Genomic DNA, 19,947 nt, shown 5'->3' with positions numbered 1-19,947 from the left:
TGCGGGTCAGCGGTGTGCGGGTGTGTGTGCTGGTCAGGGGGAGCGACGGGCCCTCAGGCCTCGTCGTGCATGTCCGCCGCCTCGACCTCTTCGCGGGTGACCCCCAGCAGATACAGGACCGTGTCCAGGAACGGCACGTTCACCGCCGTGTGCGCCGCCTCCCGCACCACCGGCTTGGCATTGAAGGCGACGCCAAGGCCGGCCGCGTTGAGCATGTCCAGATCGTTGGCGCCGTCACCGATCGCCACCGTCTGCGACAGCGGCACCCCCGCCTCGGCCGCGAACCGGCGCAGCAGCCGCGCCTTGCCCGCCCGGTCCACGATCTCGCCGGTGACCCTGCCCGTCAGCTTGCCGTCGACGATCTCCAGCGTGTTCGCCTGGGCGAAGTCGAGCCCGAGCCGCTCCTTCAGATCATCGGTCACCTGGGTGAACCCACCCGAGACGACACCGACTTGATAGCCGAGCCGCTTCAGCGTACGGATCAGTGTGCGCGCGCCCGGCGTCAGCCGCACCTCGCTGCGCACCTTGTCCACCACCGACGCGTCCAGCCCTTCCAGCAGCGCCACCCGCGCGTGCAGCGACTGCTCGAAGTCCAGCTCCCCGCGCATCGCGGCCGCCGTCACCTCGGCCACCTTGTCCTCACAGCCGGCGTGCGCGGCGAAGAGCTCGATCACCTCGTCCTGGATGAGCGTGGAGTCCACGTCCATGACGACGAGCCGCTGGGCGCGCCGATGCAGTCCGGCGGCGACGACGGCGACATCGACACCCAGTGCCGCAGCCTCCGTCACCAGGGCGGTGCGCAGTGGCTCGGTCTCCACGCCGGACACCGCGAACTCCACCGCGGTGACGGGGTACTTGGCGAGCCGGAAGATACGGTCGATGTTGCCGCCGGAATTGGTGATCCTGGCGGCGATCGCGGCCGTCGCCTCCGCGGTGAGCGGGTGCCCGAGCACGGTCACCAGGGACCGTCCGAGCCCACGGGGCCGGTTGTCGCCGCGGCCGGAGATGATCTCCGCCTGCATCTTCATCGACTCGGCCCAGCTGTGGACGGTCGCCCGCAGGTCACCCTCCACCCCGGCCGGAGGCTGCGTCACGAGCGCGCACAGCGTGATCCGGCCACGGGTGACGACCTGCTCGATGTCGACCACGTCGACGGAGTAGGCGGCCAGCGTGTCGAAGAGGCCGGCCGTGATGCCCGGCCTGTCCTTCCCGAAGATCTTGACGAGAAGGGTGGGGATGTCGGAGGTCTGCGAAGCGCTCATGGTGCTTCCACCGTATCCGGCACTCAGTGCCTGGCGCCCTTGAGGTCCGTCTAGCGGACACGGAACAGTGGGTGTCGGTCGGATGGCCCGAGTCTTACATTCAGGCCACGGCTGCACCAGTGCTTGTGCGCCGACGCAGGGGCATCCGTGGGTCGGGCTCACCGACTCGCATCCCGGGCGGTTCCCCGCGCCGGGCGCGGATGGTCGGCGAGCCGCGGGCGGAGATGCCCCTTCCGGCGGCCGTTGACGCCACTGGGCTCCGGCCCGACGGGCAGATCTCCGTTTCGGAGGCCGCCCTGCCGTGGTCGGGCTTCCACGACATTCGCGACATCCACGACATCCACGGGCACCTCGTCGCCACAGTCGCCGGGCGATATGCCACCCGGCCGCCGCCGCAGCCCGTACCGCGGCCCGCCCTGCCCTGTTCGGGTGCATCACCGCGAGGCGGCCCTGCCCGCTCGCGATCACGAGCGCCCCTTCGGCTTCCGTGGCGGCGGGGGAGGAGGCGGAGGTGGAGGCGGAGGCCCGTCGTCCCCTGCGGACGACGACCGGTTCCCACGTCGCCTGGGAGGCCGGGGCGGCCTCGGGGGCGGGCTGATCGGCCGGATGACCGTGGGCGCGCCGTACATGTCGTCACCCCCGACGGGCGGCGCCTCACCGGGCGCCTGACTGGACGACGCCTCAGCGGACGTCGGGTCACCGGCCCGCCGCGCGTCATCGGCCCCCAACCCCAGGTCACGCTGAGAGGACCCTTCACCCCATGCCCCTGCCGCGCGCCCCGACGCCGGGTCACGCCCCGATCCTGGGGCGTGTGCCTTCCCCGGGGGGTGTCCTGAGCCGGCAACATGCCCCGCCCCCGGGTCGTGCCCCGACCCCGGGGTGTGTCCTGGCCCCGCCCCGAGCCCTGGCCCCGCTCCGTGCCCAGAGCGTGCGTCGGGGTCCCCTCCCGCGTCGCGTCCCCAGGCCATGTCGGTGCCGCGTCCTCCACCGGACGGCCGTGTGCCTCCGGGCGGCGGGGGCGCGTTCGGCGGTCGTGCGTCCTCAGGCCCGCTCAGTTCTTCCGGCACGCGCAGGTAAGGGTTCGTCGCCGGGTTGGGTGGCCGGTAGGGCGTGCCCGGCGTATACGGGCCGGAGCGGGTGCCGAACGGCGAAGCCCCGGCACCCTCCGTCGCCGTGGCCGTCGTACCGGCACTTCCCGCCACGCCCGCGGCATCCGGCCTCGCAGGCAGCCCCACCTCGCCCCGCGCCGCCGGAGTCGCCCGCCGCCCCGCGGCTCCGGTCGCCCGGGCGAGCAGTGCTCCCACGGCACCCGCTGCCGCGCCCCACGCCGCCCCCAGGACCAACGCCATGCCGAGGTTCCCCTGCAAGTGGACCCCGGCGCCGAACGCATCGAAGCCCAGCACCGAGAGCGAGGCGTCCACCGACACCTCGGTCAGCCACGCGAGCAACGGCAGCGTCAACGCCGTGGTGACACCGAGCCGCAGCGCACACCGCCCGGCGAAACGGAGGGGCCCTGGATCGCGTACGCCCCAGCTGCCCGGGTCTCCGCCGGCACCGGCCCCTGGTTGCCGTACGGCATCCGCGTCCCGCCCTCTGACGCCGTCCGCCCCCGATGCCCGTACGCCCCGGGAACCCTCGAACCTGCCCACAGGCCCCGCGCCCGAGGCCGTCCCCGCACCCGGAACCCTCCAGGTGCCCGAAGCCGTCGCGCCTCGCGCGCCCGGAGCTGCGCCGAGCCCGCCGCCCCTGCCCCCGACCCGCGCCTCCACCGGCGTCCGCACCGCCGTCAGCACCCCCGCCAGCAGCATCGTCGCCGCCGTAGCGACTCCCAGCAGCCACACCCGGCCGTCCAGCTCCGCCAGCCTGCTCAGGGTCACGGTCTGATCGGCCCCGCCGTTCAGGAGGTCGTCCAGCGGATCCGGCAGCAGGCCCGCCAGGACCCCGGTCGCCCGGCCGTCGAACGGCACGAACAGGCCGAGCGGGACGCCGAGCCACACGCCGTTCGGGGCGCCGAGCAGGGCGGCGCCGGCGATGCGCTTGGGGTGGGCGTCGCCGATCGCCGCGTAGGCCGCCGCCGCGAGCCCGGCCGCGACCGCGACCAGCAGCACCGTGACGAGGGCGGACACGGCGGGCCGTACGACGCGGTGCACGGCCTCCCAGCCGCGCGGCAGCGGGGTGCGGCGCGAGGCCAGCAGGGCGATCAGGAGGATGCCGGCGGACCAGCCCAGGCCGCCGAGCAGCGTCGGCGCCGTGTCCACCGTGAAGCCGACCGCCGCCTTCGCGTCGATGAGGTCGCCGATCTGGTCGGGCAGCAGTCCGCCGATGCCCCCGATGTCGCCCACCCCGGGGATCTCGACACCGCCCTCGCCGCCCGCGCCCGGCAGGTCGTCGAGGCCCAGCGAACCGCCGTCGATCGTGATGAGGTCGTGGCCCGCCCAGGCGAGTCCGCCCAGCATCGCCACGAACAGCGCGACCACCGCGCCCGCGCGCGCGAGGAGTTCGGCCGGCGCGATCACAACTCCCGCGCCCCGCAGGGACCGTAAGAAGAACCACGACAAAAGGACCGCGCCGACCAGGCTCACCCCGAGTGGCGTGATCTCGATGGCGGTCGCCGCCTCCGCGCCCGTCAACCCGAAGGCGGACACATCACCGGACGGCGTGACCGAACCACCCGCCCCAAGAGCCACCACCGCCGCGGTCATCGGGCCCAGAGAGCTCGCGGTGTCCGCCTCCAGCAGATGCAGTCCGAGTGCCGCCGTGCCCGCCATCCCGATCAACGCCCAGCTCACAGAGGCGATCGCGGACAGCAGGATGTCTCCCCACGGCAGTCGTGCGCCGTGCCTCGCACTCTCGACGTTCGTGGACGCGCTCATGCAGACCCCCCGATCCGCGGCGCGGCCGGCTCGCCGCGCATGTCCCCCTCGCGTGGATTACCACTCTCCGGGCTGGTTTCAACCCCGTCAACGGAACCAGTCGAAGCACGCGCGCGTGCTTGTCATAAGGCCCGACTTTCAGTCAGGGGGCGGAGCCTGAAATAGTTCCCGACGATGTTCGACATCCCTAGACTCCCTGTGTTGGGGGTAACTCGGGGGACTACTCAGTGGGGCATGGAGTGCCGGAACTCGTACTGGAATTGAATGGACGGACCTGGACGCTCGATCCGTCCAGGTCATACACCCTCGGACGCGATCCGCAGGGCGACATGGTGTTCGACGACGCCAGGGTGTCCTGGCGGCACGCCACGGTCAGCTGGAGCGGCCGCAGTTGGGTCCTCGAGGACCACGGCAGCACCAACGGCACGTTCGTGCAGGGCCAGCGGGTCCACCATGTGGAGATCGGCCCGGGCATGGCCGTGCACCTGGGCAACGCGACCGACGGACCGCACCTGAACGTCTCCGGCACCGCGGCCGCCGTCGCCTCGCCGCAGGCACAGCCGCAGCAGCAGCCGTACGCCGCGCAGGGCGCGCAGGCCGGCTGGGCCCAGCAGGCTCCGGCCCAGCAAGTCCCGCAGCAGCAGGTCCCGCAGCAGCAGGCCCCGCAGCCCGGCTGGCAGAAGCCGCAGCAGGCCGCCCCGCACATCCCGGCGCAGCAGGGCCCCGGTGGTGTCGCGGGGGCGCCGCCGGTCTACGGCGACCGCAGCCCCACCACGTTCCACCAGTTCTCGGTCGGCCGCGTCATGCGCATCGGCCGTGCCCTGGAGAACGAGCTGGTCGTCTCCGACCTGCAGGTCTCCCGGCACCACGCCGAGTTCCACTCGACGCCCGACGGCCGCATGGAGATCCGCGACCTCGGCTCGCACAACGGCACGTACGTCAACGGTCAGCCGATCGCCAAGGGCGGCTCCGCGCTCCTCGGCCCCACCGACATCGTCGGCGTCGGCCACTCCACGTTCCGCATCGTGGGCGACCGCCTCGAGGAGTTCGTCGACACCGGTGAGGTCTCCTTCTCCGCCCGCCACCTGACCGTCACGGTCGACGGCGGCAAGCAGATCCTGAAGGACGTGTCCTTCGGCGTCCCGGAGAAGTCGCTCATCGCGGTCATCGGCCCGTCCGGCTCGGGTAAGTCGACCCTGCTCAAGGCGCTCACCGGCTACCGCCCCGCCAACCAGGGCGACGTCCTCTACGACAACCGGAACCTGTACAAGCAGTTCGCTGAGCTGCGTCAGCGCATCGGTCTGGTCCCGCAGGACGACATCCTGCACAAGGAGCTGACCGTCAAGAAGGCCCTCAAGTACGCGGCCAAGCTCCGCTTCCCCGCCGACACCACCGGCGCCGAGCGCGAGGCCCGCATCGATGAGGTGCTGCGCGAGCTGAAGCTGGACATCCACAAGGAGAAGAAGGTCACCTCCCTCTCCGGCGGCCAGCGCAAGCGCGTCTCGGTGGCCCTGGAACTGCTCACCAAGCCGTCGCTGATCTTCCTCGACGAGCCGACCTCCGGCCTCGACCCGGGCATGGACCGCGACGTCATGCAGCTGCTGCGCGGTCTCGCCGACGACGGCCGTACCGTCCTGGTCGTCACGCACTCGGTGGCCGAGCTGGCGCTGTGCGACAAGCTGCTCGTGATGGCGCCGGGCGGTGCGGTCGCCTACTTCGGCCCGCCCGAGGAGGCGCTGAACTTCTTCGGCTACGACACCTGGGCCGACGTCTTCTCCGCCTTCGAGAACTACCGCGACTACGACTGGGCGGGACGCTGGAAGGGCTCGCAGCACTACCAGATGTACGCCGCGGACATCGACGCGATTGCTCCGCAGTCCGTACAGATGCCTCCGATGCAGGCGATGAAGCCCCCGAAGCCGCAGGGGTGGATGTCCCAGTTCCTGACGCTGGTGCGCCGCTATGTGTCGGTGATCGCCTCCGACAAGGGCTTCCTGGCCCTGATGGTGATCCTGCCGGCCGTCCTGGGCGCGGTGAGCCTGCTCATCGACGCGGACAAGGACCTGCTGGTGAACACGGAGGTGAATCCGAGGACCGGCCTGCCCGTCCCGAACGGCACCGCCACGACCGTCCTGCTGATCCTCGCGGTGGGCGCCTGCTTCGCCGGTGCCGCCAACTCAGTACGTGAGCTGATCAAGGAACGGGTCATCTACGAGCGGGAACGCGCGACCGGCCTGTCCCGGTCCGCGTACCTGATGTCCAAGGTGTTCGTGCTCGGTGTGATCACCGTGCTGCAGGGCCTGATGGTCGGCGTCATCGGCTTCTCCAGCCGTGTGATCCCCGACGAGGGCCTGATCCTCGGCCACCTCACGCTCCTGGAGCTGTCGCTGCCGATCATGGCGCTGGGCTTCACCTCGATGATGTTCGGCCTGATCATCTCAGCGCTGGTGAAGACGGCCGAGAAGACGATGCCGCTGCTGGTGATGTTCGCGATCATCCAGGTCGTGTTCACCGGCTGCCTGTTCGCCCTGAACGGCTCGATCGGCGTCAACCAGTTCTCGTACCTGATGCCGTCGCGCTGGGCGGTGGGCGCCGCGGGCGCCACGCTGGACTTCAACAGGATCAGCCCGCCCGCCAAGGGCGAGAGCAACGACCCGCTGTGGGAGCACACCGTCGGTGCCTGGACCATGGACATGCTCGCCCTGATCGTCCTCGGCGTGATCTGCGGCTTCTTCGTGGCCCGCTTCCTGCGCCGGCACGAGCCGGAGGTCATGCGCAATTAGGCGCGTCCGTACGTCCCGAAGGGCGGCACCTCGTCAGGAGAGTGCCGCCCTTCGGCGTTCGCGTTCGCGTGCTGAGGCCCGCGCCGGTCTCAGTAGGCGCTGTTGACGTTGTCCATGGAGCCGTACTTGTCGGCCGCGTAGTTGCAGGCGGCCGTGATGTTGGCGACCGGGTCGTAGATGTTCCAGGACGTGCCGGGGACGTGGTACGCGCTGAAGGTCGGCGGGATGACCTGCAGCAGGCCCTTCGACGGGATGCCGTTGATGGCGTTGATGTCCCAGTTGTTGATGGCGTTCGGGTTGCCCGAGGACTCCCGCATGACGTTGCGGTAGATGCCGTTGTAGGAGCCCGGGATGCCGTGCTTCTTCATGATGTCGAGCGACTCACGGATCCAGCCGTCGAGGTTGTTGGCGTAGGTCTTGGCCGCGACCGGCTTGACCTGCACGCGCTGCGCGGACCGGCTGGCGGCCTCCTTCGCCTTGCGCGCGGCCTCGGCCTTCCTCTTGGCGGCAGCCTCGGCGGCCTTCTTCTTGGCGGCGGCCTCGGCGGCCACGTGCTTGTCGTGGGCCTCCGCGGCCCGGTGCTTGGCGGCAGCCACGGCGGCCTTGTGCTTGGCCGAGATCTGCTCGGTCTTCACGCTGTCGGAGGCGAGCTGGTCGGTGACGCTGCCCTTGACGTCCTTGATCTGCTCACTGCTGTACGCCACCTGGCCCGCGGGGGCCTCGGCCGTGGTCGTCTCCGCGTTGCCGGGGACGGCGGAGATGGCGATGGCGGCGGCACCGAGGGTGGCGACACCGGCGATCGCGATCTTGTGCCGCTTGGTCAGCGCACGACTGTGACCGCGGTTGAAGGTGTTTTTGAGCATGGCAGATGGACCTCTTCGAATAGCGCGGAGGTCGCTCGCTGTCCTGCGTGGGACACGGGTGCTTCCTGCACAAGCGCCGCGGGGGGAACCCGCGGCGCTGAGCGACGTGAGCCATTCTTAGCGACCGCAAAATCGCCAGGCAAAGGTGTGACGTACGATCCTCGATAGTGGATCAGGGAGGTGCAAAACGGGACAGATGGGAAAGGTTGCCCCGCTCAAAAGGGGCGCTCTATCTCCTAATCCCTTTCGTATGTGATCTGAGCCCTATTGGCGGCCTCACATCGGCCGGGTGACGGTCTCACTGGCAGTTGCTTGAGCAATGCTCTGTGTGAGGATCCTCCGCCGGGAGGATGAGATGGACGTCGCCGAACTCGTGCCACAGGTAGCGCCCCCGCAGCGCCTCGTCGTAGCTGCGGTCGATCGCGGCTCGTCCCGCGACCGCCTCCAGCATCAGCAGATGCGAGGCCTCCGGCTCGTGCAGCCCGGTCAGCAGCCCGTCCACCGCCCGAACCCCGCGCTCCGGGGTGACGACGAGATCCGTCCACCCGTCACGCGCGCGTACGACCCCGTCGGCGTCCGCCGCCGACTCCACGGCCCGCACGGCCGTCGTCCCGACGGCGATCACCCGGCCGTCCCCCGCCCGCACCGCATTGATCAGCCGGGCCGACGCCTCCGGCACCGCGAACCGCTCCGGATACGGCGGCTCGTGCACCTCCGCCGAGGCCACCCCGGTGTGCAGCGTGATCGGCGCGAACTGCACACCCCGGCTCACCAGCTCCGTCACCATCCGCACCGTGAAGGGCCGCGCCGCGCTCGGCATCTCCGCGCTGCCCGCCCCGTCGGCCGACGGCAGCGCGAACACCGTCTGGTACACGGACAACGGCTGGTCCCGCTCCGTATAGGAGTAACGAATCGGCCGCCCGTGCTCACGCATCAGCCCGAGGATCCCCGTCCTCTGAATGTCGCCCCTGCCTCCAGGAACCCCCTGGGGCCCGGCCACCCGCGCCCACCACAAGCGCTCGCTCCCCTCGCTCAGCGGCTCCTCCAGCACCAGCCGCAGGCCATCGGGCAGCCGGACCTCACTCCCCGCATGCCCGCCCGCACGCGCGCGCGTAGTGCCGCGTTCATCGGGGTCCCGCAGCTCGACGGCCCATCGCCCGTCGTCGCCGCGCGTGGAGAAGTGCACCACCACGCGCGCGTGCCCGATCCGCCCGTCCACCGCGGCGGCCAGCGTCTGCGACGTGTTGACGACCAGGAGATCCCCGGCCCGCAGCAGCAGCGGCAGCTCGCAGAACGTGTGATGGGACACCTCGCTGCCCCGCGACACCAGCAGCCGTACGGCGTCCCGGTCCAGCCCGGGCCCGCGCTGCTCGGCCGGGATCCGCGCCGACAGTTCCTCCGGCACCTTCCCCCATTCTCGACTGCGCTCGAACGGAGGGACCCCCATCGCCAGCGTCATCGCCGCCCCTCCAGCAGAGACACGGCTCCGTAGCGGCCGCTCGCAGGCCGCTCGTCCAGCAGCCGCAGGAAGGCCGGCACCACACTGGCCGGCGTCGGCCGTGGATCGTCGTCGTCCGGTACGGCCGCCGCGTACAGGTCCGTGCCCATGTCCCCGGGGTCGACCGCCCACACCCGGAGCCCGGGCTCCTCCGTCCCGAGCACGGCCGCGAGATGGTCGAGGGCCGCCTTCGACGCCCCGTACCCGCCCCATGTCTCGTACGGCTCGGCAGCCGCGTCCGAGCTGACCGTGATCACCGTGCCCGCCCCGGACGCCCGCAGCAGCGGCAACGCCTCCTGGACCAGGCCCAGCGCGGCGACCACGTTCACCTCCAGCGCCCGGCGCAACCCCGCCGGCGGCAGTGCGTCCAGCCGTACCAGCGGCTCGGCCCCCAGCGCGCTGGCGTTGCTCACCAGCAGGTCGACGCCGCCCAGCTGCCAGGCGGCCGCCACCAGCCCGGACCGGTGCCCGGCGTCCGTGACGTCCCCCGGCACCGCCGTCACGCGCGTGCCGTACATCCGGAGTCCGGCCGCCGTCTCCTGCAGGACCTCCGCCGTCCTGGCGTCCAGCACCAGATCCCAGCCGCGCGCGGCCAGTGCCTCGGCCAGGGCCCGCCCCAGCCCCTTCGAGGCCCCCGTGATGATCGCTACCGGCATGACAACCGTCCCCTCGTTCCAGACCGCCTCCGACCGGCGGTGCCCTCAACGTAGGAACCGGGCCACCCGCCCCGCCTCGGACGCGGGCCGCAAAGCGGCGGGGCCCTTCGTCCTACGCCGCACACCGTGGGACTTTCGCCCTACGCCGCCGAGCCCGGGACCACAGACCTAGGTCCCGCGCCGCAGCGGGCCGCCGCCACAGGCCCGATCCGGCTGTCACACCCCGCCGGTACGGTGAGGGCATGAGTCAAAGGCCCAGGTCCGGCCTGGCGGCGGTGAGCTCCGCGCTGCTGGCCATGAGCAGGCATCTCGAGGTGCGCGACGTCCTCAAGACGATCGTCGCCTCGGCCCGCGAGCTGCTCGACGCGCAGTACGCCGCGCTCGGCGTGCCGGACGACCACGGCGGCTTCGCCCAGTTCGTGGTCGACGGCGTCAGTGACGCCCAGTGGAAGGCCATCGGCCCGCTGCCCCGCCAGCACGGCATCCTCGCCGCGATGCTCCGGGAGGCGAAGGTCGAGCGCCTGGCCGACGTCCGCAAGGATCCCCGCTTCGAGGGCTGGCCGTCGGCGCACCCCGACATGTCCGACTTCCTGGGGCTGCCGATCCGCGACGGCGACGAGGTCATCGGAGCACTGTTCCTCGCCAACAAGAACTGCCCCAAGCCGGAAGGGAGCTGCGGCTTCACGGCAGAGGACGAGGAACTCCTGTCGATCCTCGCCCAGCACGCCGCGATCGCCCTCACCAACGCCCGCCTCTACGAACGCAGCCGCGAACTGACGATCGCCGAGGAACGCTCGCGCCTCGCCCACGAACTGCACGACGCGGTCAGCCAGAAGCTGTTCTCCCTGCGGCTGACGGCCCAGGCGGCCGCGGCTCTGGTCGACCGCGACCCGGCGCGGGCCAAGGGGGAGCTGCACCAGGTGGCCGCGCTCGCCGCCGAGGCCGCCGACGAACTGCGCGCCGCGGTCGTGGAGTTGCGCCCCGCGGCCCTCGACGAGGACGGCCTCGTCGCCACCCTGCGCACCCACATCCAGGTCCTCGACCGCGCCCACACCGCGCGCGTGAGCTTCGCCGGCCGCGGTGCGAAGGCCCTGCCCGCCGCCCAGGAGGAAGCCGTCCTGCGCGTCGCCCAGGAGGCGCTGCACAACGCCCTGCGGCACTCCGGGGCCGAGCACGTCGACGTGACGCTGGACCGGCGCGGCAGCGGAGCGGTGCTGCGGGTCACGGACGACGGCAACGGCTTCGACCCGAAGGCGATCCGCCGGGCGGGGCGCCACCTCGGCCTGGTCTCCATGCGGGACCGGGCGAGCGGGGTCGGCGGCACGCTGACCGTGGAATCGGCGCCCGGCAAGGGCACCACGATCGAGATGGAGGTCCCCGGTGGCTGACGCAATCAAGGTGCTGCTCGTCGACGACCACCAGGTGGTCCGCCGGGGCCTGCGCACGTTCCTGGAAGTGCAGGACGACATCGAGGTCGTGGGTGAGGCGGCCGACGGCGCCGAAGGAGTGGCCCGCGCCGAGGAACTGAAGCCGGACGTCGTCCTCATGGACGTCAAGATGCCGGGCATGGACGGCGTCGACGCCCTGCGCAAGCTTCGTGAACTGGACAACTCCGCGCGCGTGCTGATCGTCACCAGCTTCACCGAACAGCGGACGGTCATCCCGGCCCTGCGCGCGGGCGCCGCCGGTTACGTCTACAAGGACGTGGACCCGGACGCGCTCGCCGGAGCCATCCGCTCGGTCCATGCCGGCCACATCCTGCTCCAGCCCGAGGTCGCGGGCGCCCTGCTGTCCCAGGAGGAGGCCAACGCGGGGCAGGGGAGAGGCGGCTCGCTGACGGAGCGGGAGCGTGAGGTCCTGGGCCTGATCGCGGACGGCCGCTCCAACCGCGAGATAGCCAGAGCCCTGGTCCTGTCGGAGAAGACCGTCAAGACCCACGTCTCGAACATTCTGATGAAGCTCGACCTGGCAGACCGCACCCAGGCCGCGCTGTGGGCCGTACGCCATGGCGTGACCGGCTGAAACGCTCTCCGCAGGACATGACTCTCGGCAATTCGGAGGGTTCCCCTCCGGGCTGAGATTCATACCGTCGTGGGAATGTCCCCCGGATGGCGCATCCTCCGTGGATCTCCACCGTTCTCCATGGCGTGCTGCGGCGACTGCCGCGGCAATCGCAAGGAGGGCTTAGAAGTGAAGAACCTGAAGAAGGCAGCGGCTGTGACGATGGTGGCCGGTAGCCTGCTGGCCGCCGGAGCCGGAATGGCCTCCGCCACCAGCGGGGCGCACGCCAACGGCGAGGCCGTGGGCTCCCCGGGCGTCGCCTCGGGCAACCTCGTCCAGGTTCCGGTGGACATCCCGGTCAACGTCTCCGGCAACACCGTGAACGTCGTCGGCCTGCTGAACCCGGCCCACGACAACCTGGCCGTCAACCACTGACGACCACCCCGAAGCAAGCAGTGACCTCCGGCCTCCCGGGCGCCCCCGGGAGGCCGGTCAGTTTCTCGGGGCCTCTCCGCCGCCCCCGCCCCACGGCAGCGACGCCCACCCAGCCACCCACGGCGCAGCGACACGCTACGCAGCCTCTCGACGTCCCCTACCGGGGCGACACCCAGGCCGCTGCAGAGACCTGCGCCCTGCGGATCCAGTGGTTACCCGCACCCGGCGCACCTTGTCCGGTGTCTGCAACCCGCTCAGCCTCTCGGTGTCGGCAGTTTGGGTAGCGTGCGCCCGGTTGTGCTGCTGGGGCGGCGCCCCGGGCAGCCGCTGAGGCTTGCGCACTCCGCGCAGCCTGTGGTTACGCGCACCCGGCGCAGCTTGTCCGGCGCCTGCAACCCGCTCAGCCTCTCGGTGCCCGCAGTCTGGGTAGCGTGCGCCCGGTTGTGCTGCTGGGGCGGCGCCCCGGGCAGCCGCTGAGGCTCGCGCCCCCCGCACAGCCTGTGGTTACCCGCACCCGCGCAGCCTGGCGTTGTCCGCACCTGGCGCAGCCCGTCGTGCCCGCCCCCAGGTACAGCTCTCGGCGCCCGCTCCCCGGGGGCCCAGCCTCTCGGCGCCCCCCGCCCAGCCTCTCGGAGCCACACCAGGCGCAGCCACTCCGGTACCGTCGCCTGCCCGGCCTGCCCGGCCTGCCCGGCCTGCCCGGCCTGCCCGGCCTGCCCGGCCTGCCCGGCCTGCCCGGCCTGCCCGGCCTGCCCGGCCTGCCGGCAGTCGGGCCGGGCAGGCGGCTCCCGTCCCAAAAGAGGGGCGCCCCGTCGGTGCCGGGCCGCGCAGCCCACCCCGCCCAGCCCACGCGGGGCACCAGCTCGGCCCACGCTCACCGCCGGGCACCAGCTCGGCCCAAGCTCACCGCCCGGCCCCTGCTCGGCCCACGCTCAGCGCACGCCCCTCTCCCGCTCCTCCACATACGCGTTGTACGCAGCGACCTGCGCCCGCCGGGCAGTCCGCTCTACCGGCCGCAACGCCTCGGACCGCCCCGCAATCTCGGACGCGCTCATGGCCCCGCCATGCCCGTTCCCCTGGGCAAGGGAGATCAGCAACCCCACCCGCTGCGCAAGCTCCAGCACCCGCACCGCCCGCGGCGGATACCCCGGCGCCAACACCTCCCGCCCTCGCTCGGCCCGCGCCCGATACGCATCGATCGCCGCCTCCGCCACCGGCCCCGACCCGGCCACATCCAGCCGCGACAACACCTCGGTCGCCTCCCGCAGAGCCTCGGCCAGCTCCCGCTCGGCCTCCCCGAGCGACGGCACATCGGCAGGCGGCGCCTCCCGCACGGCCAGGCAGTGCCACACGACCTCGACATGCACATCACCGTCGGGCCCGGCCTCGTACACCTCCGGCACCAGCCCGAGCGCGGCGCCGTGACAGATCACAGCCTCCTCGGCATCCAACGCCCGAGCGTTGAACTCCGGCGGCCCGCTCAGCCCCAGCGGATGCCCCGGCGCGGGCAGCGCGACCCGCAGCCCGCTCGCCCCGAGCGCCCGCAGCCGCCCCAGCGCCAGCGTGAGCCCGACGGGCGCCGACTCACCCGGCAGCCCCTCCACCCGGTGCACGGCATCGTCCCCGACGATCTCGAGCACAGCGTCATCCGGCGAGACAAGTCCGGCCAAAAGGGCATTTCCCCAAGCCGCAAGGCGTCCTGAACGTGGTTCCGAGAGCATGCCCCCACCCTAAGGACCGGACCGATGGAATGAAGCGCTGGACCGGTGGCGTAGATTTCCTTGAGGGCTGCGCCCACAGGCGCACGCGACCACCGAGACGCCTAGCCGCCGAGACGCCGAGACCGGTCACACTGCAAGGGGAGACAACGCGCTCATGAGCGATGTTCTGGAGCTTCAGGACGTATCCGTGGTCCGCGAGGGCCGGGCTCTGGTGGACCAGGTCTCCTGGTCGGTCAAGGAGGGCGAGCGCTGGGTCATCCTCGGCCCCAACGGAGCCGGCAAGACCACCCTCCTGAACGTCGCGTCCAGCTACCTCTACCCGACCACCGGCACCGCCACCATCCTCGGCGAGACCCTCGGCAAGCCCGGCACCGACGTCTTCGAGCTGCGCCCGCGCATCGGCGTGGCCGGCATCGCCATGACCGAGAAGCTGCCCAAGCGCCAGACAGTCCTCCAGACCGTGCTGACGGCCGCGTACGGCATGACCGCCACCTGGCACGAGGACTACGAGGAGATCGACGAGCAGCGCGCCCGCGCCTTCCTCGACCGCCTCGGCATGAGCGACTACCTGGACCGGAAGTTCGGCACCCTCTCCGAGGGCGAGCGCAAGCGCACCCTGATCTCCCGCGCCCTGATGGCCGACCCCGAGCTGCTCCTCCTCGACGAGCCCGCCGCCGGCCTCGACCTCGGCGGCCGCGAGGACCTCGTCCGCCGCCTCGGCCGCCTCGCCCGCGACCCGATCGCCCCCTCGATGCTCATGGTCACCCACCACGTCGAGGAGATCCCGCCGGGCTTCACCCACGTCCTGATGATCCGTCAGGGCAAGGTCCTCGCCGCCGGCCCGCTGGAGCTCGAACTCACCTCCCGCAACCTCTCCCTCTGCTTCGGCCTCCCTCTCGTCGTCGAACAGGTCGGCGAGCGCTGGACCGCACAGGGCCTCCCCCTGTCCTGACCCCGCCCTTCACCCCGCGAAACCCCGGTAAGAAGGCCCTTCAAACTGATCGGCGCCCTGTCCGCGACAGGGCCCGCAGTCCTACCATGACCATGTGGAAATCGACGCGTGGGTTTGGTGGTTGATCGGCGCGGCAGCGCTCGGCATCGGGCTCGTGATCACCGCGATGCCCGAACTCGGCATGCTGGCGGTGGGTGCCGTCGCGGCTGCGGTGATCTCCGGCCTCTTCGGCGGTGACGCCGTGGTCCAGGTCGTGGCCTTCGTCGTCGTCTCGACCGCGCTCATCGCCGTCGTACGGCCCATCGCCAACCGACATCGCGCACAGCGACCCCAACTCGCCACCGGCATCGAGGCACTGAAGGGCAAACAGGCCGTCGTACTGGAGCGCGTCGACGCCTCCGGCGGCCGTATCAAGCTCGCCGGAGAGGTCTGGTCGGCCCGCTCCCTCGACACCGACCGCGCCTACGAAGTAGGCCAGGAAGTGGACGTCGTGGACATCGAGGGGGCCACGGCCATCGTCATGTGACCTCGCACGACGTAAGTGGCCCGAACGCGCCACGGGCCACGCGACGGTCTGTCAGACTCGACCAGCAAGATCTTCAACAACCATAAGATCTGCCGAAGTTGCTGCAGCGGAGAAGGGATACGGGGAACGACGATGGAACCGGTCATCATCGTCTTGATCATTCTGGTGGTGTTGGTCTTCATCGCCCTGATCAAGACGATCCAGGTCATCCCACAGGCGAGCGCGGCCATCGTCGAACGCTTCGGCCGCTACACGAGGACGCTCAACGCGGGCCTCAACATCGTGGTCCCGTTCATCGACACCATCCGCAACCGCATCGACCTGCGCGAACAGGTCGTGCCGTTCCCGCCGCAGCCGGTGATCACCCAGGACAACCTGGTCGTGAACATCGACACGGTCATCTACTACCAGGTGACCGACGCCCGCGCCGCCACCTACGAAGTCGCCAGCTACATCCAGGCCATCGAGCAGCTCACCGTCACCACCCTCCGCAACATCATCGGCGGCATGGACCTCGAGCGGACCCTGACCTCCCGCGAGGAGATCAACGCGGCCCTGCGCGGCGTCCTCGACGAGGCAACCGGCAAGTGGGGCATCCGCGTCAACCGCGTCGAACTCAAGGCGATCGAGCCCCCCACCTCCATCCAGGACTCGATGGAGAAGCAGATGCGCGCCGACCGTGACAAGCGCGCCGCGATCCTCACCGCCGAAGGTACGCGCCAGGCCGCCATCCTCACCGCAGAGGGTGAGAAGCAGTCCCAGATCCTCCGCGCCGAAGGTGAGGCCAAGGCCGCCGCCCTGCGCGCCGAAGGTGAGGCCCAGGCGGTCCGCACGGTCTTCGAAGCGATCCACGCAGGCGACCCCGACCAGAAGCTCCTGTCCTACCAGTACCTCCAGATGCTCCCGAAGATCGCCGAAGGCGACGCCAACAAGCTCTGGATCGTCCCCAGCGAAATCGGCGACGCCCTCAAGGGCCTGTCAGGCGCGATGGGCAACCTCGGTGGCCTGGGCGGCGGTTCGGGCAACGGATCCTCCGGCACGGGCACGGAACGCCGAGAGAAGCCATCGATCGACTGACGGCGGAAGGCCGTACGACAAGAGGGCCCGCCTTCTCAAGGAAGGCGGGCCCAAGTGCCGTCAGGGGCGCGGGGAACTGCGCGACAAGCCACAACGAACCCGCAGCCCACGAACCACACACAGCCCTACGGCGAATCGTCACGCCGCGTCCAGTGCCAGCCAATCCGGCAGCGCAGCAAGGTCGTCCGCCCCCAGCGCCAGCAACATCGCATCAGCAGGCGTCGGCTCGAACGGCTCCCGAAGCAGCGGCATACCCGCCTGCTCAGGCGTCCGGTCGGCCTTCCGGTGGTTGTCCTCCGCGCAAGAGGCCACCGTATTCAGCCACGTGTCCTGCCCACCCCGCGACTTCGGCACCACATGGTCCACAGTCGTGGCCCTGCGCCCGCAGTACGCGCACCGGTGCCGGTCCCGCACCAGCACTCCCCGCCTCGACCACGGCGCTTGTCTTCGGAACGGCACCCGTACGTACCTGCAGAGCCGAATCACCCGGGGCGCCGGTATGTCGACCGCGGCTCCCCGCATCCGCAGTTCGGGGTGGGCCTGCTCGACGACGGCCTTGTCCTGAAGCACCAGAACGACGGCTCGGTTCAACGTCACCGTCGACAGCGGCTCGAAGCTCGCGTTCAGTACCAGCGTGTCCCGCATGACCAGCCCACCTCCCGTGTGCACCTGCCCACCCCCTGGCGGGCTGGGATCAACTCTGGCCGGGCACGCCGAGATGGACAACGAAATAAAAAATGCCCGCCCCTGATCACTTCCAAGACCAGGGGCGGGCAAACGTTCCATGAACGTCAGGCTTCGGCGGGCACCTCGTACTCACCGATCACATGGGCACGCGCGATGGCGTGGAACCGCAGGTTGAACCCGACGACGGCCGGGCTGGCGTCCGAGTCCGGACCGAGCTTCTCCTGGTCCACGGCGTACACCGTGAACACATAGCGGTGCGGCCCGTCCCCGGCCGGCGGTGCGGCACCGCCGAAGTCCTTCGACCCGTAGTCGTTCCGCGCCTGTACGGCCCCCTCCGGCAGACCCTCGAACTTGCCGCTGCCCGCACCGGCCGGCAGCTCGGTCACCGAGGCCGGGATGTCGAAGACGACCCAGTGCCAGAACCCGCTCCCGGTCGGGGCGTCGGGGTCGTAGCAGGTCACGGCGAAGCTCTTGGTCTCGGCCGGGAAACCCTCCCAGCGCAGGTGCGGCGAGGTGTTGCCGGCCGCGTAGACCTGAGCGTCCTTGAGGGTTCCGCCGTGCTCGACGTCCTCACTCGCGACCGTGAAGGACGGCACGGGCGGATGGAAGTCGTGGGGCAGCGGCCGCCTCTTCAGCTCGGTCACTTCGATACCTCCTGACGAACAGTGGAATCAGCAGTTCCGAGCCTAGAACCAGTTGCGCTTGCTGCCGACCTCGGACAGCCACTGGTTGAGGTACGCCGCCCAGTCGGTCCCCTGGAAGTCGTTCAGACCCACCTGGAACGACCGGAAGGTGTCACTGCCTTCGCTGAACAGCCCCGGCTTCTTGTCCATTTCGAGGACGACGTCCATCGCGTGCTCATCTGCGACGAAGCTCAACTCGACCTGGTTGATCCCGCGGTACTGCTGCGGCGGGAAGAACTCGATCTCCTGGTAGAACGGCAGCTTCTGGCGCGTACCGCGGATGTGGCCGCGCTCCATGTCCGCGTTCTTGAAGCGGAAGCCCAGCTGGATGAAGGCGTCGAGGATCGCCTTCTGCGCGGGCAGCGGGTGCACGTTGATCGGGTCCAGGTCGGTGGAGTCCACGGCCCGCGCGATCGCCAGCTCCGTCGTCACACCGATGTTCATCCCGCGCAGCGCCTGCCCGTCGATCATGGTGACCGGCGTCTCCCACGGGATCTCCAGCCCGAAGGGCACCGCGTGCACAGCCCCGGCCTGCAGCTCGAAGGCGCCACCGAGCGGCAGCTTGGTGAATTCGATGTCCTGCTTGTACTCCGAGTCCTGGCTCTCGACCTCGACACGAGCCTGCAGACCCACGGACAGACCCTCGATGTCCTGGTTCACGGACCCGCCCTGAATCCGCACCTCACCCTGGACGACACCGCCCGGAACGACGTTGACCTCCGTCAGCACCGTCTCGACCGAAGCACCGCCGGCCCCCAGGCTCGCGAGCAGCTTCTTGAACGCCATGACTCTCCTCTTCTCAGAGTGGATCCCTGATCCCTACAAACGCGATCCGGCCGTACCCGGTTCCGCACCCCACCCTGGCAAGGCGCACGCCCCGTGACCACCCGTTGCGACCACCCGACTGCACTACCCTCGGACGGCATGATCGTGACCCCCGACCGTACGCCCCTCCCCAGGAACTTCTTCGACCGGCCCGTCCTGGAAGTCGCCCCCGACCTCCTGGGCCGCACCCTTGTACGCACGACACCGGACGGTCCGATCGCCCTCCGCCTCACGGAGGTCGAGGCCTACGACGGCCCGAACGACCCCGGCTCCCATGCCTATCGCGGCCGCACGCCCCGCAACGACGTGATGTTCGGTCCCCCCGGACATGTCTACGTCTACTTCACCTACGGCATGTGGCACTGCATGAACCTGGTGTGCGGCCCCGACGGCCGGGCGAGCGCGGTCCTCCTCCGGGCCGGCGAGATCGTCGAGGGCGCCGAGCTCGCCCGGAAGCGTCGACTCTCGGCCCGGAACGACAAGGAACTGGCCAAAGGCCCGGCTCGCCTGGCCACCGCCCTGGACGTGGACCGGGCCCTGGACGGCACGGACGCGTGCGCCATGGGCGAGACACCCTTGAGGATCCTCACCGGCACCCCCGTGCCCTCCGACCAGGTACGCAACGGCCCCCGCACCGGCGTGGCAGGGGACGGCGGCAACGGGGACATCCACCCCTGGCGTTTCTGGGTCGCCAACGACCCCACGGTGAGCCCCTATCGGGCCCACGTCCCCAGGCGCCGCCGAAGTTGACGCGCCCTTGCGAGGCGCGTAACGTAGCCCGAGCCGCTGAACCGGGTACTGCGCTAGTCAGCAGCCGGAGCGGCCAACCCACTACCTACGAGAACCCCTCAGCGGGGTCAATTCTGGTGTGCCCGCACGCCTGAATTCGAGCCCGCCGATCCCGATTATGAATCGGGCGGGGGAATCGGCTAACGTAGTGAATGTCGAAAGGCCGACGGGCGAAAGCCCAGAAGCCCCAGGACACCCCGCCGACAGGGAATCGGATCGAGAAAAGATCTGATAGAGTCGGAAACGCAAGACCGAAGGGAAGCGCCCGGAGGAAAGCCCGAGAGGGTGAGTACAAAGGAAGCGACCGTTCCTTGAG

At 70.6% G+C, this 19,947-nt stretch carries 17 protein-coding genes; 8 read left to right on the top strand and 9 right to left on the bottom strand.

What is annotated here, in order from left to right; all coding sequences use genetic code 11:
• Window positions 1–53: 53 nt before the first annotated feature.
• Both serB and ACIBU0_RS22155 read right to left on the bottom strand, forming a co-directional pair.
• On the bottom strand, window positions 54–1,262 hold the full coding sequence (gene serB / locus ACIBU0_RS22160) for a phosphoserine phosphatase SerB (RefSeq protein ID WP_398820899.1): 1,209 nt from the start codon (window positions 1,260–1,262) through the stop codon (window positions 54–56).
• A gap of 464 nt (window positions 1,263–1,726) precedes the next feature.
• Window positions 1,727–4,135: a streptophobe family protein gene (locus ACIBU0_RS22155; protein WP_398820897.1), complete on the bottom strand. Its 2,409-nt coding sequence runs from the start codon at window positions 4,133–4,135 to the stop codon at window positions 1,727–1,729.
• Window positions 4,136–4,374: 239 nt separating this feature from the next.
• Between ACIBU0_RS22155 and ACIBU0_RS22150 the strand changes: the two genes are divergently transcribed.
• Complete coding sequence (locus ACIBU0_RS22150; RefSeq protein WP_398820895.1) at window positions 4,375–6,918, top strand: FHA domain-containing protein; 2,544 nt, start codon at window positions 4,375–4,377, stop codon at window positions 6,916–6,918.
• Window positions 6,919–7,007: 89 nt separating this feature from the next.
• Here the strand turns inward: ACIBU0_RS22150 and ACIBU0_RS22145 are convergent, their stop codons facing one another.
• From ACIBU0_RS22145 to ACIBU0_RS22135, 3 genes are all read right to left on the bottom strand, one after another.
• Window positions 7,008–7,781: a transglycosylase SLT domain-containing protein gene (locus tag ACIBU0_RS22145; protein WP_398820893.1), complete on the bottom strand. Its 774-nt coding sequence runs from the start codon at window positions 7,779–7,781 to the stop codon at window positions 7,008–7,010.
• Window positions 7,782–8,079: 298 nt separating this feature from the next.
• Complete coding sequence (locus tag ACIBU0_RS22140) at window positions 8,080–9,240, bottom strand: S-adenosylmethionine:tRNA ribosyltransferase-isomerase (RefSeq protein ID WP_398820891.1); 1,161 nt, start codon at window positions 9,238–9,240, stop codon at window positions 8,080–8,082.
• Window positions 9,237–9,935 carry an SDR family NAD(P)-dependent oxidoreductase gene (locus ACIBU0_RS22135; protein ID WP_398820889.1) on the bottom strand — a complete coding sequence of 233 codons (699 nt, stop codon included), beginning with the start codon at window positions 9,933–9,935 and terminating at the stop codon, window positions 9,237–9,239. Before ACIBU0_RS22135 ends, ACIBU0_RS22140 begins: the two co-directional genes overlap by 4 nt.
• Before the next feature lie 242 nt (window positions 9,936–10,177).
• On the opposite strand from ACIBU0_RS22135, the gene ACIBU0_RS22130 reads away from it, so the two are divergent.
• The 3 genes from ACIBU0_RS22130 (at window position 10,178) to ACIBU0_RS22120 (ending at window position 12,371) form a co-directional block, all read left to right on the top strand.
• Window positions 10,178–11,323 (top strand): GAF domain-containing sensor histidine kinase, encoded by a 1,146-nt coding sequence (locus tag ACIBU0_RS22130; RefSeq protein WP_398820887.1) that lies wholly within the window; start codon window positions 10,178–10,180, stop codon window positions 11,321–11,323.
• Complete coding sequence (locus ACIBU0_RS22125) at window positions 11,316–11,957, top strand: response regulator (RefSeq protein WP_398820885.1); 642 nt, start codon at window positions 11,316–11,318, stop codon at window positions 11,955–11,957. Before ACIBU0_RS22130 ends, ACIBU0_RS22125 begins: the two co-directional genes overlap by 8 nt.
• Window positions 11,958–12,125: 168 nt before the next feature.
• The gene (locus ACIBU0_RS22120) at window positions 12,126–12,371 is read left to right on the top strand and encodes a chaplin (RefSeq protein WP_398820883.1); all 246 of its coding nucleotides are present in this window, start codon (window positions 12,126–12,128) and stop codon (window positions 12,369–12,371) included.
• 932 nt (window positions 12,372–13,303) lie between these two features.
• Here the strand turns inward: ACIBU0_RS22120 and ACIBU0_RS22115 are convergent.
• Window positions 13,304–14,092: a hypothetical protein gene (locus tag ACIBU0_RS22115; RefSeq protein ID WP_398820881.1), complete on the bottom strand. Its 789-nt coding sequence runs from the start codon at window positions 14,090–14,092 to the stop codon at window positions 13,304–13,306.
• A gap of 154 nt (window positions 14,093–14,246) precedes the next feature.
• Between ACIBU0_RS22115 and ACIBU0_RS22110 the strand changes: the two genes are divergently transcribed.
• The 3 genes from ACIBU0_RS22110 to ACIBU0_RS22100 all read left to right on the top strand — a co-directional run bounded on the left by ACIBU0_RS22110 (window position 14,247) and on the right by ACIBU0_RS22100 (window position 16,647).
• On the top strand, window positions 14,247–15,044 hold the full coding sequence (locus ACIBU0_RS22110; RefSeq protein ID WP_398820879.1) for an ABC transporter ATP-binding protein: 798 nt from the start codon (window positions 14,247–14,249) through the stop codon (window positions 15,042–15,044).
• Between the two features lie 94 nt (window positions 15,045–15,138).
• Window positions 15,139–15,570: an NfeD family protein gene (locus ACIBU0_RS22105; RefSeq protein ID WP_398820877.1), complete on the top strand. Its 432-nt coding sequence runs from the start codon at window positions 15,139–15,141 to the stop codon at window positions 15,568–15,570.
• A gap of 132 nt (window positions 15,571–15,702) precedes the next feature.
• Window positions 15,703–16,647 carry an SPFH domain-containing protein gene (locus ACIBU0_RS22100; protein WP_030053714.1) on the top strand — a complete coding sequence of 315 codons (945 nt, stop codon included), beginning with the start codon at window positions 15,703–15,705 and terminating at the stop codon, window positions 16,645–16,647.
• A gap of 138 nt (window positions 16,648–16,785) precedes the next feature.
• Here the strand turns inward: ACIBU0_RS22100 and ACIBU0_RS22095 are convergent, their stop codons facing one another.
• The 3 genes from ACIBU0_RS22095 to ACIBU0_RS22085 form a co-directional block, all read right to left on the bottom strand.
• Entirely contained in the window at window positions 16,786–17,292 is a 507-nt protein-coding gene (locus tag ACIBU0_RS22095) for an HNH endonuclease (protein WP_398820875.1), read from the bottom strand.
• 146 nt (window positions 17,293–17,438) lie between these two features.
• Window positions 17,439–17,978, bottom strand: a complete 540-nt coding sequence (locus tag ACIBU0_RS22090) for a YbhB/YbcL family Raf kinase inhibitor-like protein (RefSeq protein ID WP_398820873.1) — start codon at window positions 17,976–17,978, stop codon at window positions 17,439–17,441.
• Between the two features lie 42 nt (window positions 17,979–18,020).
• Window positions 18,021–18,803 carry a sporulation protein gene (locus ACIBU0_RS22085; protein ID WP_398820871.1) on the bottom strand — a complete coding sequence of 261 codons (783 nt, stop codon included), beginning with the start codon at window positions 18,801–18,803 and terminating at the stop codon, window positions 18,021–18,023.
• A 138-nt stretch (window positions 18,804–18,941) separates the two neighbouring features.
• Between ACIBU0_RS22085 and ACIBU0_RS22080 the strand changes: the two genes are divergently transcribed.
• Window positions 18,942–19,592 (top strand): DNA-3-methyladenine glycosylase, encoded by a 651-nt coding sequence (locus ACIBU0_RS22080; RefSeq protein WP_398820869.1) that lies wholly within the window; start codon window positions 18,942–18,944, stop codon window positions 19,590–19,592.
• Window positions 19,593–19,947: the final 355 nt, after the last annotated feature.

Source organism: Streptomyces sp. NPDC049627 (genome assembly GCF_044465645.1).
GTDB lineage: Bacteria > Actinomycetota > Actinomycetes > Streptomycetales > Streptomycetaceae > Streptomyces.
The sequence above is the reverse complement of the archived record's forward strand: the minus strand, read 5'-3'. Positions and strand labels throughout refer to the sequence as shown.